The following is a 12,834-nucleotide window of genomic DNA, read 5'->3' on the forward strand; positions in this document are numbered from 1 at the left end:
GGCAGGGACGGGCGCAAAGACAGGGGCATGGTCGGGCGATGGCGGTACGGCGGGAATGCGCCCGACTCTAGCAGCCGATCATGACAACCGCGCGATGGCGCGCCGCATCGGGCGCTTCGGCCAGGCGCAGGCAGGCACCTTCCTGTTGCGGTCTGTAGCGCTGCAGAAAAAAAACCTGATCCATCGATCAACGATTCCTTTCTTCGCTTCATGGGTCTTTCACCTTGCGTCGCCACTATGTGGGCCACCCACAAAGCGGGTTTCGAAAGGGAAAGAGCATGCAGTTATTGAAGTGGAAGCGCTGGTGCGCTGCGCTGGCGGCCCTGGGCGCGCTGGCCGGCTGTGGCGGCGACGACGACAAGGACGACGACACGGCGGCGCCGCCGACCGTGCAACCGGGCAGCGGCGCGAACGCCAAGGTGCTGTTCATCGGCATGGATGGCATCACCTACGATGCCTACCGCCAGGGCATGACGGACAAGTCCCTGCCCAACCTGGCCCAGTTGACGGCGACCCGTTCCTGGACCGGCGGGGTCATTGGCGGCGTGACGCAGCAACCGACGCTGCTGGCGCCGGGCTGGGCCACGCTGCTGACCGGCCAATGGGCCGACCAGCACGGCGTGCGCAGCAACGCGCCGGGCCAGGCGCCCAAGTCGGCCACGCTGTTCCAGCGCATCAAGGCCGCCAAGCCGGCCACGCGCGCCGCGGCGGCCTTCAATTCGTCGCTGCTGGCGGGCCTGGTGGGCGGCGATCGCGATGCCGGCTACCTGCAAAGCCTGACCGACTGTGCCGGCGTCGACGATTGCGTCGCCAGCCAGGCGCGCGACCGCATCACCGAAGGCTATGACGTGGTGGTGGCGCAGTTCGGCGCCGCCGAGCGCGCGGCCGCCAGCGCCGGTTTCGGCGAGGGCTATCGCGCCACCCTGCGGCAGGCCGACAGCGCCATCGGCGCCTTGCTCAAGCAGGTCGCGGACCGCCGCGCCGCCCATCCGGATGAGAACTGGCTGGTGGTGGTGGCTTCCAGCCACGGCCTGGATCGCACCGGCGGCAGCGACGGCCTGCCGCTGTCGCTGAACAAGACCACGTTGCTGGCGCTGAACCGCGCGCCGTTGCTCGGCGGCAGCGCCGACGATGCCGCGGTCGACGGCGTCTGGGACACCGCGTGGTACGGCCTGCCGAGCGCGGCCGACGCGGCGCCGACGCTGCTGGCGCACCTGGGCGCGCTGCCGGCCCCGGGCCAGTACGACATGGCCGGCACCTCGCTGTTCGAAGCGGTGGCGCTGCGCCGCGGCGCCAGCCGCACCTCGATGGACAACAAGAGCGTGTCGCTCAGCTGGAGCCGCGTGGGCACGCCCACCGGCGAGATCGTGATCACGCGCGACGCCAAGGAAATCGCGCGCCTGCCGGGCACCGCCACGGACTACGTCGACACCGGCTTCACCTTCACCACCGAAGGCGTGCACGAGCTGAACTACGCCATCGCGGTGGGCGGCGCCGTCACGGCGGTGCGCGCCACGGTGGTCTACACCGCGCCGGTGCCGCTGCTGCCGTCGCTGAGTTCCGGCCTGACGATGCTGTTCCCGTTCGAAGGCAACCTGACCGACAAGGCCGCCGGCGGCGGCGTGATCACGCCCTATGACGGCGTGCAGGCGCCGGCGTTCGCCGACAAGGGCGTGTTCGGCAAGATGTTCCGCAACGAGCGCGGCGGCGATCCCATCGGCGCCTTCAAGCTGGACTACCCGGCGGGCCTGCTCGACAGCGTCCAGGCGTTCACCATCGGCTTTTGGTACCAGTCCGACGGCACCGCCAACGACCGCTCCATCCTGGGCAACAAGGACTACAACTCCGGCGCCAACCCGGGCATCACCATCGCCCAGTGGGCCGGCCCCGAGCTGCGCTTCAACCTGGCCGGCGGCAGCCGCGTGGACATCAATGGCGTCAAGTTCACGGCCAACAAGCCGGTCTACGTGGCGATGGTCGTCAACAAGACTGCCAAGACCATGGCCGCCTACGTCTACGACACCGAAATGGGCTGGTTCAGCCGCTCGATCTCCACCGGCACCGTCAACTTCGCCCAGATCGCCGGCCTGTTCGGTCCGCACCTGGGACTGAACGAAGACGGCAAGGGCACCTACGGCGTGTGCTGCGCCGGCACCAAGGGGCCCTACACCATGTATTTCGACGACCTGGCCTTCTGGTCGCGCGCCCTGACCGAAGCCGAGGTCAAGTCGCTGGCCATGTCCGGCAAGTCCGTTTCCGAATTGATTCCCTGATGTCCGAGGATAGACACCCCATGAATACCGCCAACCCGATCCTGCGCGCCTGCCTGCGCATGGGCGCCGCCCTGATGGTGGCCGCCGTCCTGACCGCCTGCGGCGGCGACAAGGATGACGACGACGATGCCGGCAACCCCGGCAACCAGCCCGAAACGCCGACCCAGCCGGCCAAGCCCCAGTTGCGTTGCGCGCCCTGACGCCGCGCCTTCTCCAGAATCCAAGGAATAGTATCCGTGACGTCCGCCAAAGACCCGATCCACGCCGGCAAGCGCCGCTTCCTGCGCAACGCCGCCGCCTCGACCGCCGGCCTGACCGCCTTGTCGATGTTCCCGCCCGCCATCCGCCGCGCGCTGGCCATCCCCGCCAACAACCGCACCGGCACCATCAACGACGTCGAGCACGTGGTCATCCTGATGCAGGAAAACCGCTCGTTCGACATGTACTTCGGCACGTTCAAGGGCGTGCGCGGTTTCGGCGACCGCATCACCGTGCCGCTGCCGCAGAACCGCTCGGTCTGGGAACAGACCAACGGCACCCGCGTGGTGCTGCCGTACCACCTGGACAGCACCAAGGGCAACGCCCAGCGCGTGTCCGGCACGCCGCACGACTACCCGGATGCGCAGAACGCCTGGGACGGCGGCCGCCTGTACCAATGGCCGCGCTATAAGCAGAACCAGTCGATGGGCTACTACACCCGCCAGGAGCTGCCGTTCCAGTTCGCGCTGGCCGAGGCCTTCACGCTGTGCGACGCCTACCACTGCTCCTCGCACGGCGGCACCAACACCAACCGCCTGTTCCACTGGACCGGCACCAACGATCCGCTGGCGCTGGGCAACGGCCCTTCGACCCGCAACCAATGGGACGGCCTGGGCGCCTCGACCATCGGCTGGACCTGGAAGACCTATCCCGAGAAGCTGCAGGAGAACGGCGTCAGCTGGAAGGTCTACCAGAACCTGCCCGACAACTTCACCGACAACCCGCTGGCGGGCTTCCGCCAGTTCCGCAAGGCCTATGAGCTGTCCGGCAACGACCCGACCGCCAGCAACCCCAATCCGCCCGCCTGGACGCCCGCGGCCGACAGCGGCAATCCGCTGTACAAGGGCGTGGCCAACACCATGGCCGGCGACAACGGCCTGCTGCAGTCGTTCCGCGACGACGTGCTGAACGGCTCGTTGCCGCAGGTGTCCTGGATCGTGGCGCCGGCCAACTATTCCGAGCACCCCGGCCCGTCGAGCCCGGTGCAGGGCGCCTGGTACATCCAGGAAACGCTCAACGCCCTGACGGCCAATCCGGACGTCTGGAGCAAGACCGTGCTGCTGATCAACTTCGACGAGAACGACGGCTTCTTCGACCACGTGCCGTCGCCGGCCGCGCCGTCGCTCAACCCGGACGGTTCGATGGCGGGCGCATCCACCATCAACACCGACCTGGAGCGCCACATCAAGCCGTCGCTGCAGGATGCGGCCGACAAGCGCGTCTACGGCCCCGGTCCGCGCGTGCCGATGTACGTCGTCTCGCCCTGGAGCCGCGGCGGCTGGGTCAATTCGCAGGCCTTCGACCACACCTCGGTGCTGCGTTTCCTGGAAGCGCGCTTCGGCGTCAAGGAAACCAACATCAGCGATTACCGCCGCGCGGTGCTGGGCGACCTGACCTCGGCCTTCAACTTCGCCACGCCCAACAGCGAGCAGTTGCCCGACCTGACCATGTGGACCAAGGCCACGGCGGACCAGACCCGCGCCGACCAGCAGGCGCTGGCCCAGGTGCCGCTGCCCGACACCACCACCCAGGCCAAGCCCAGGCAGGAAACCGGCGTGCGTCCGTCGCGCGCCTTGCCCTACGAGATGCACACCAGCGGCCGCGCCCAGCCCGGCAGCAGCGCCATGTGGCTGGTGTTCGCCAACACCGGCAGCGCCGCCGGCGTGTTCCACGTGTACGACCGCCTGCACCTGGACCGCCTGCCGCGCCGCTACGCGGTCGAGCCCAACAAGCAGCTGGAAGGCAGCTGGGACGTGGCCGCCGACGGCGGCAAGTACGACCTGTGGGTGATGGGCCCGAACGGCTACCTGCGCCATTTCGCCGGCGACCTGGCGCTGGCCCGCACCGAAGGGCTGGGCGCGGAAATCCGTGTCTGCTACGACATCGCCAACGGCGACGTCTACACCAGCTTCATCAATAGCGGCACCAGGCCCTGCACCTTCGTCATCACGCCGAACGCCTACTACACCAACAATGAGAAGTGGACGATCACGGTGCCGGCGGGCAGCCAGGTCGAGCAGTCGTGGTCGCTCAAGGCCAGCGGCAACTGGTACGACTTCACGGCGCGCCTGAACGAGGACCCGGCCTACATCCGCCGCTTTGCCGGCCGGGTGGAGACGGGCAAGGCCTCGGTCACCGATCCGGCGATGGGCCAGTAAGGTCCGCCGCGCCCGGCGCAACGCCTCGTGTCGCTTCCGCCCGGGAGACGACGCGGGGCGTTGTCGTTAGAGGCGGACCTGCGCCGGCTCTTGCGCGTCACGCGCCCGGAAGGCCGCGGCGCAGGCTTCGCAGATGGCCGTCGTGATGCCCTGGCGGGCGTGCTCGCGCCGCTCCAGCATGCCGATGGCGCGCGCCGCCGGCCCCAGGTCGTCGGGCAGGGGCAGGATGCGCAACTGCGGGCTGTCGCTCCAGTTCGAGCCGTTGATCAACGGCAGCAGCGTCACGCCAACCTCCTGGCGCACCAGCTCGACCAGGGTCTCGATCGCGTTCAGTTCCAGGAACTCGTCCAGCGGCACGGCCAGCCGCCGCAGCAGCCGGTCGATCTGCAGTCCGGTGCGCTGGGTGCGGTCAAAGCGCAGGAAGGGGTTGCCCGCCAGCACCTGGCGCGCGTCGCGCCCGGCGGCCGAGGGCGGGGCGATCACCACCAGCGGTTCTTCATACAGCGGGGTCCAGCGGGTGCTGGCCATCTTGCGGCCGGCCTCCACCAGGAAGGCCGCGTCCAGTTCGCCGTCCTCGACCTTGCCGGCCAGCTCGCTGGCCTTGCCCGACAGGATGCGCACGTCCAGCTTGGGATGCGACTTCTTCATGCCCGACACCACCTTGGACAAGGTGCCCATGCAGGACACGATGCTGCCCACCGAGACCGACCCGGCCAGTTCGCCCGGCACCGTGCGCGGTAGTCGCATGCGGTCGTATAAATCCAGCAAGTGCTTGATTTCCGGCAGCAATTCCCGGCCCGCCGCGTTCAGGATGGCCAGCCGCCCGCTGCGGTCGAACAGCTCGCGCCCCAATTCCGCCTCCAGCGAGCGCATCTGGAAGCTGACGGCGGCCTGCGTCAGGGCCACCTGTTCGGCCGCCTCCGAGAACGAACCATGGTGCGCCACGGCCAGGAAGGTGCGCAGGAATCGGATGGTGCTCATGGGATCAATTCAAAAAAATTTCTTTTATTACCGAACAAAAAATCAAATTGATTTAATTAGATCACGGGAGTACCTTCGCCTGCTTACCTCTATGAGACAAGCGCCATGAAATCCTTCGACTGGGTCAACCCGTATCCCTCCATCCGCATCCCGCTGTTCGCGCGCAATGTGGTGTCGACTTCGCACCCGCTGGCCGCCCAGGCTGGCCTGCGCATGCTGCTCAAGGGCGGCAACGCGGTCGACGCCGCCATCGCCGCGGCCGCCACCATCGTGCTGGTCGAGCCGGTCTCCTGCGGCCTGGGCGGCGACTGTTTCGCCATTGTCTGGGACGGCAAGGAACTGCATGGCCTGAATTCCTCGGGCGTGGCCCCGGCCGCCTGGAATGTCGAGTACTTCAAGCGCAAATACGGCGTCGGCGCCGACGGCCTGGCGATCCAGCCCAAGCGCGGCTGGGACGCGGTCACGGTGCCGGGCGTGGTGGCCGGCTGGTCCGCGCTGCACGAAAAGCTTGGCAAGCTGCCCTTCGAACAACTGTTCGAGCCGGCCATCGAGATCGCCGAGCGCGGCTACGCCGTGCCGCCGGTGGTGGCGCACAAATGGGCCGCCGCCGCCAATGAACTGAGCAGCCAGCCGGGCTACGCCCAGGCCTTCATGCCCGAGGGCCGCGCGCCCAAGGTCGGCGAGCACTTCCGCTTTCCGGACGCCGCCTACACGCTGCGACGCATCGCCGCCACCAAGGGCCGTGATTTCTACGAAGGCGAGCTGGCCGAGCGCATCGCCGCCTTCAGCCAGGAATGCGGCGCCGCCATGACGCTGGAAGACCTGCGCGGCTACCGCCCGGAATGGGTCAAGCCGATCTCGCGGTCCTATCGCGGCTACGAGCTGCACGAGATCCCGCCGAACGGGCAGGGCATCGCCGCGCTGATCGCGCTGGGCATCGTCGAGCGCTTCAACATCGCCGACATGCCGGTCGACTCGGTGCAGTCGCAGCACGTGCAGATCGAGGCCATGAAGCTGGCCTTCGCCGACCTCTACAAGTACGTGGCCGACCCGCGCTCGATGGAGGTCACGCCCGAGCAGATGCTGTCGGATGACTACCTGGACAGCCGCGCCAAGCTGATCCGCCTGGACGGGGCCACCCATTTCAGCGCCGGTCGTCCGGCCGCCGGCGGCACCATCTACCTGACCGCCGCGGACGAGAACGGCATGATGATCTCGTTCATCCAGTCCAACTACATGGGTTTCGGCTCGGGCGTGGTGGTGCCGGGCACGGGCATCAGCCTGCAGAACCGCGGCGTCGGCTTCTCGATGGATCCCAAGTCGGCCAACGTGGTCGAGGGCGGCAAGCGGCCGTTCCACACCATCATCCCGGGTTTCCTGACGCGCGGCGGCAAGCCGGTCATGAGCTTCGGCGTGATGGGCGGCGACATGCAGCCGCAGGGCCACCTGCAGACCGTGATCCGCATGGTCGACTACCACCAGAACCCGCAGGCCGCCTGCTGCGCGCCGCGCTGGAAGGTCAACCGCGATTTCTCGCTGGACATCGAGACCAATATGAAGGCTTCCACTATTGCGGGCCTGAAAGACCTGGGGCATGCTTTGAAATCCGTGGACGATCCGTACATGGATTTCGGCGCCGGCCAATTCATCTGGCGCATGTCCGAAAGCGACAACGAGCTCGGCTACGTCGCCGCCAGCGACAGTCGCCGTGACGGCCAGGCCGTGGGTTTCTGACGCGGGCATTGCTGTCACGCATCGCGGCCCGGCCTTGCAGCCGGGCATTGCAGCCACAAGGGGAATAAACACAATGAAACGCTTGACCATGACCTTCGGCGCCAGCGTGCTGGCGCTGGCCGCCGGCGCCGCGTGCGCCCAGAACATCCGCATCGGCCTGCAGGAAGATCCGGACGTGCTGGACCCGCACCGCGCCCGCACCTACGTCGGCCGCATCGTCTTCACCTCGCTGTGCGACAAGCTGGTGGACATCGATCCCAAGCTGCACTTCGTGCCGCAACTGGCCACCTCGTGGTCGTTCAGCCCGGACAACAAGGTGCTGACCTTCAAGCTGCGCGAAGACGCGCTGTTCCATGACGGCAGCAAGTTCGACGCCGCCGCCGCCAAGGCCAACCTGGAACGCGCCATGACGCTGCCCGACAGCCTGCGCAAGGGCGAGCTGGCCTCGGTCGAGAAAGTCGAGGCGCCCGACGCCGCGACGCTGGTGCTGACCCTCAAGCAGCCCGACGCCACGCTGCTGGCGCAGCTGTCCGACCGTGCCGGCATGATGCTGTCGCCCAAGTCGTTCGCCGACGCCGACGTGGCCTCGGTCGGCCGCAAGCCGATCTGCTCGGGTCCGTACAAGTTCGTCGAGCGCATCCAGAACGACCGCGTCGTGCTGGAGAAATTCGACCAGTACTACGACGCCAAGGACTACGCCTTCAAGCGCATCACCTTCCTGCCGATCCCGGACACCACCGTGCGCCTGTCGAACCTGCGCGCCGGCGACCTGGACCTGCTCGAGCGCCTGAATCCGTCCGACGCGGCGCAGGTCAAGGGCGACGCCAGCCTGACCTTCGCGCCGGTGGCCGGCCTGGGCTTCCAGCAGTTCATGTTCAACGTCGCCAACGGCAAGCGCGCCGAGGACAATCCCTTCAAGAACAAGCTGGTGCGCCAGGCATTCCAGCTGGCCATCGACCGCAACGCCATCAACGAAGTGGCCGGCGGCGGCATCTTCGAGCCGGCGCAACAGCCGTTCCCGCCCGCCAGCCCCTACCACAGCGACAAGTTCCCCGTGACCAAGCGCGACGTGGCCAAGGCCCGCGCGCTGCTCAAGCAGGCCGGCTTCGAGCGCGTCAAGGCCGAGGTCATGTTCGGCAACAACACCACCACCTCGTCGGTGGCCGAGATGGTCCAGGCCATGGCCTCCGAGGCCGGCTTCGACCTGTCGCTGCGGCCCACCGAGTACGCCGCGCTGCAGAAGGAATCCGCGGGCGGCAACTTCCAGGTGGTGATGCTGGGCTGGTCGGGCCGGGTCGATCCGGACGGCAACATCCACAGCTTCGTGACCTGCAAGGGCGCGCTGAACGACGGCCACTACTGCAACCCGGACGTCGACAAGCTGCTCAACGAGGCCCGCACGGTGCCCGATGAAACCAAGCGCCGCGCCATCTACGACCAGGCGCAGGCGATCATCCAGGACGAGCTGCCCGGCGTGTATAACTACTACCAGCCATGGCCGTTCGCGCTGGCCAAGAAGGTCAAGGGCTTCGTGCCGTACCCGGACGGCATGATCCGCCTGAAGGGCGTGACGTTCGCGCAGAAGTGATCGCGGCGCGGCGGTTCGCCGCCGCGCCCGCCGGCTGCCTGAACGCGGCCGGTCGTTTCCCGCGGCGGCCGCGCGCCGTGCCCTGACGGGCCGGCTCCGTCCGCCGCTTTCGTTCTACGGTTTTCCCTCATGCTCAAACTCATCTTGCGCCGCGTGATCGTCGCGATACCGACCCTGATACTGGTGTCGATGATCGTCTTCATGCTGCAGAAAATCCTGCCCGGTGACGCGGTGCTGACCATGGCCGGCGAAGAGCGCGACCCGGCCGTGCTGGACTACCTGCGCGAAAAATACCGCCTCAACGACCCGCTGCCGGTGCAGTACGTCGCCTGGGCCACCCAGGTGGTGCAGGGCGACCTGGGCAAGTCGCTGCGCACCGACGTGCCGGTGACCACCCTGATCGGCCAGAAGCTGCCGGTCACGCTGCAACTGGCCGCCATGGCGATGTTCTTCGCGCTGCTGATCGGCATTCCCATGGGCATCGTCGCGGCGGTGCGCAAGGGCAAGCCGGTCGAGATGGGCGCCAACATCGCGGCGCTGTCCGGCATGTCGATACCCAATTTCTGGCTCGGCATCATCCTGATCATGGTGGTGTCGGTGCAGTGGAAGCTGCTGCCGGCATCCGGCTACGTGTCGCCGACCGAGGACTTCTGGCTGTCGATCAAGACCATGCTGATGCCGGCGCTGGTGCTGTCCACGGCGATCGCCGCCTACCTGATGCGCCACACCCGCTCGGCCATGCTCGAGGCCCTGTCGGCCGACTACGTGCGCACCGCGCGCGCCAAAGGCGTGTCGCCGCGCCGCGTGGTGCTGCGCCATGCGTTGCGCAATGCCCTGATGCCGATCGTCACGCTGGTGACGCTGCTGTTCGGGGAACTGATGGCCGGCGCCGTGCTGACCGAACAGGTCTTCACCATCCCGGGCTTCGGCAAGCTGGTGGTCGACGCCGTCTTCACGCGTGACTACGCGGTGGTGCAGGGCGTGGTGCTCTGCGTCGCGGTGGGCTTCATCCTGATGAACCTGCTGGCCGACATCCTGTACATCCTGGTCAATCCCCGTCTGAGGCACGCATGAGCGCACTTCCCGCAACGGCCGCCGCCGTCACGCCGCCCCGCAGCCGCAGCCGCGCCTGGGCCAAGTTCAAACGCAACCACGTCGCCATGCTGGGCCTGGGCATCGTGCTGTTCTTCGTGCTGGTGGCGCTGGTGGCGCCGCTGGTCGCCAACCACGACCCGTTCCAGACCAGCTTCACCACCATCCGCAAGGCGCCGTCGGCCTCCTACTGGCTGGGCACCGACGAGCTTGGCCGCGACATCTTCAGCCGCATGGTCTATGGCGCCCGCGCCTCGCTCATGGCTGGCCTGGTGTCGGTGCTGATCGCGCTGGTGGTGGGCGTGCCGTTCGGGCTGGCCGCCGGTTACTTTGGCGGCTGGACCGACAGCTGCATCTCGCGCGCCACCGAGGCGCTGCTGGCGATCCCGTTCCTGATCCTGGCCATCGCGCTGGCCGCCTTCCTCGGCCCCAGCCTGACCAACGCCATGATCGCCATCGGCGTGTCGGCCGCGCCCAAGTTCATCCGGCTCACGCGCGGGCAGGTGCTGGCGGTCAAGAGCGAGGACTACGTGCAGAGCGCCCGCGCGCTGGGCGCCTCGGACCTGCGCATCATCTGCCGCCACGTCTTCCCGAACGTCATGCCGCCGCTGATCGTGCAGGCCACCATTACCATCGCCACGGCCATCATCGCCGAGGCCAGCCTGTCGTTCCTGGGCCTGGGCCTGCAGCCGCCGAATCCGTCGTGGGGCTCGATGCTGAACACCGCCAAGAACTTCATGACCCAGGCGCCCTGGATGTCGATCTTCCCCGGATCGGCCATTTTCCTGGTGGTGCTGGGCTTCAATCTGCTGGGCGACGGGCTGCGCGACGCGCTGGATCCCCGTCAGGACAAGTAATCATCATGGCAACCATGGATCCCAAACGCGTCGTCCAGGTCAACGACCTGACCGTGCGCTTCAAAACCCCCGAACGCGTCGTCGAAGCGGTGCGCAACGTGTCGTTCCACGTCGACCGCGGCGAAACCCTGGCGATCGTGGGCGAGTCCGGCTCGGGCAAGTCGGTCACCTCGCTGGCGCTGATGCGCCTGGTGGAATACGGCGGCGGCCGCATCGTCAACGGCGGCATGCTGCTGCGCCGGCGCAACGGCGACGTGCTGGACCTGGTCAACGCGCCCGACAGCACGCTGCAGCGCGTGCGCGGCGCCGACGTGGCCATGATCTTCCAGGAGCCGATGACCTCGCTCAACCCCAGTTTCACGGCCGGCAACCAGATCGCCGAGGCCCTGCAACTGCACCAGGGGCTGGACGCGGCCGCGGCGCGCGCCGAAACGCTGCGCATGCTCGAACGCGTGCGCATCCCCGAGGCCCGCGCCATTCTCGACCGCTATCCGCACCAGTTGTCCGGCGGCATGCGCCAGCGCGTCATGATCGCGATGGCGCTGTCCTGCAAGCCGCAGCTGCTGATCGCCGACGAACCCACCACGGCCCTGGACGTCACCATCCAGGCCCAGATCCTGCAACTGATCCGCCAGTTGCAGGAAGAAATGGACATGGGCGTCATCTTCATCACCCACGACATGGGCGTGGTGGCCGAAGTGGCCGACCGCGTGCTGGTCATGTACCGCGGCGACAAGGTCGAGGAGGGCGGTTCCGACGACGTCTTCGCCCGTCCCCGGCATGCCTACACCCGCGCGCTGCTGTCGGCCGTGCCGCGCCTGGGCGCCATGCATGGCACCGACGAGCCGGCGCCGTTCCCGCTGCTCAAGGTCGAGGAGGCCGCGCGCCAGGCCGAGCCGGCCGCCGCCCCGGTGGCGCAGCCGTCCACCGTGCGCCGCGACAACGGCCCGGTGCTGAAGGTGCGCGACCTGACCACCAGCTTCGATATCACCGGCGGCATCTTCGGCCGGGTGCAAAAGCGCGTGCATGCGGTCGAGAAGGTCAGCTTCGACCTGTATCCGGGCGAGACCCTGTCGCTGGTGGGCGAATCCGGCTGCGGCAAGACCACCACCGGCCGTTCGCTGCTGCAACTGGTCAAGAGCAAGAGCGGCACGATCGAGTTCGACGGCCAGAACATCGGCGCGCTGCGCGGCAGCGCCATGCAGACGCTGCGCCGCCACATCCAGTTCATCTTCCAGGATCCGTTCGCCTCGCTCGACCCACGCATGACGGTCGGCTATTCCATCATGGAACCGCTGCTGATCCACCGCGTGGCCAGCGGCGCGGCGGCGCAGGAGCGGGTGCGCTGGCTGATGGACAAGTGCGGCCTCGCGCCCGAGATGATCGACCGTTATCCGCACGAGTTCTCGGGCGGCCAGCGCCAGCGCATCTGCATCGCGCGCGCCCTGGCGCTGAACCCCAAGGTGGTGATCGCCGATGAATCGGTGTCGGCCCTGGACGTGTCGATCCAGGCGCAGATCGTCAACCTGCTGCTCGACCTGCAGCGCGAGCTGGGCGTGTCGTTCCTGTTCATTTCGCACGACATGGCGGTGGTCGAGCGCGTCAGCCACCGCGTGGCGGTGATGTACCTGGGCCAGATCGTCGAGATCGGTCCGCGCCGCGCCATCTTCGAGAACCCGCAGCATCCCTACACGAAGAAGCTGATGGCGGCGGTGCCGATCGCCGATCCGCAGCGCCGGCACCGCGAGCGCTCGCTGCTGGTCGACGAAATCCCCAGCCCGATGCGCAAACTGGGCGACGATCCGCTGGTCGAGCCGCTGGTGCGGGTCGGGGAAGGGCACTACGTCGCGCGCCATTCCGTCGGCGTGTACTGAGCCACTGCCTGATCGCCC

Annotated in this window: 9 protein-coding genes; 8 read left to right on the top strand and 1 reads right to left on the bottom strand. The window is 67.8% G+C overall.

What is annotated here, in order from left to right; all coding sequences use genetic code 11:
• Positions 1-278: 278 nt before the first annotated feature.
• The 3 genes from DK459_RS11515 to DK459_RS11525 are packed head-to-tail and all read left to right on the top strand — an operon-like array spanning position 279 to position 4,690.
• Positions 279-2,273 carry an alkaline phosphatase family protein gene (locus DK459_RS11515; protein WP_024068602.1) on the top strand — a complete coding sequence of 665 codons (1,995 nt, stop codon included), beginning with the start codon at positions 279-281 and terminating at the stop codon, positions 2,271-2,273.
• Between the two features lie 20 nt (positions 2,274-2,293).
• Positions 2,294-2,473 (top strand): hypothetical protein, encoded by a 180-nt coding sequence (locus tag DK459_RS11520; RefSeq protein WP_020927293.1) that lies wholly within the window; start codon positions 2,294-2,296, stop codon positions 2,471-2,473.
• A gap of 36 nt (positions 2,474-2,509) precedes the next feature.
• Positions 2,510-4,690 (top strand): phosphocholine-specific phospholipase C, encoded by a 2,181-nt coding sequence (locus tag DK459_RS11525; RefSeq protein ID WP_054508131.1) that lies wholly within the window; start codon positions 2,510-2,512, stop codon positions 4,688-4,690.
• Between the two features lie 66 nt (positions 4,691-4,756).
• Here DK459_RS11525 and DK459_RS11530 read toward each other — a convergent pair whose 3' ends face one another.
• Positions 4,757-5,671 (bottom strand): LysR family transcriptional regulator, encoded by a 915-nt coding sequence (locus tag DK459_RS11530; protein WP_049050962.1) that lies wholly within the window; start codon positions 5,669-5,671, stop codon positions 4,757-4,759.
• A 105-nt stretch (positions 5,672-5,776) separates the two neighbouring features.
• On the opposite strand from DK459_RS11530, the gene ggt reads away from it, so the two are divergent.
• The 5 genes from ggt to DK459_RS11555 all read left to right on the top strand — a co-directional run bounded on the left by ggt (position 5,777) and on the right by DK459_RS11555 (position 12,816).
• Positions 5,777-7,405, top strand: a complete 1,629-nt coding sequence (gene ggt, locus DK459_RS11535; RefSeq protein WP_110134732.1) for a gamma-glutamyltransferase — start codon at positions 5,777-5,779, stop codon at positions 7,403-7,405.
• A 73-nt stretch (positions 7,406-7,478) separates the two neighbouring features.
• Positions 7,479-8,993 carry an ABC transporter substrate-binding protein gene (locus DK459_RS11540; protein WP_006387464.1) on the top strand — a complete coding sequence of 505 codons (1,515 nt, stop codon included), beginning with the start codon at positions 7,479-7,481 and terminating at the stop codon, positions 8,991-8,993.
• Positions 8,994-9,122: 129 nt separating this feature from the next.
• Complete coding sequence (locus DK459_RS11545) at positions 9,123-10,067, top strand: ABC transporter permease (RefSeq protein WP_006387465.1); 945 nt, start codon at positions 9,123-9,125, stop codon at positions 10,065-10,067.
• Positions 10,064-10,942 (top strand): ABC transporter permease, encoded by an 879-nt coding sequence (locus tag DK459_RS11550; protein WP_006387466.1) that lies wholly within the window; start codon positions 10,064-10,066, stop codon positions 10,940-10,942. Before DK459_RS11545 ends, DK459_RS11550 begins: the two co-directional genes overlap by 4 nt.
• A gap of 14 nt (positions 10,943-10,956) precedes the next feature.
• Positions 10,957-12,816, top strand: coding sequence for a dipeptide ABC transporter ATP-binding protein (locus tag DK459_RS11555; protein WP_108913957.1), 1,860 nt, complete (start codon positions 10,957-10,959; stop codon positions 12,814-12,816).
• Positions 12,817-12,834 lie beyond the last annotated feature (18 nt).

Source organism: Achromobacter sp. RW408 (genome assembly GCF_003184165.1).
GTDB lineage: Bacteria > Pseudomonadota > Gammaproteobacteria > Burkholderiales > Burkholderiaceae_B > Achromobacter > Achromobacter xylosoxidans.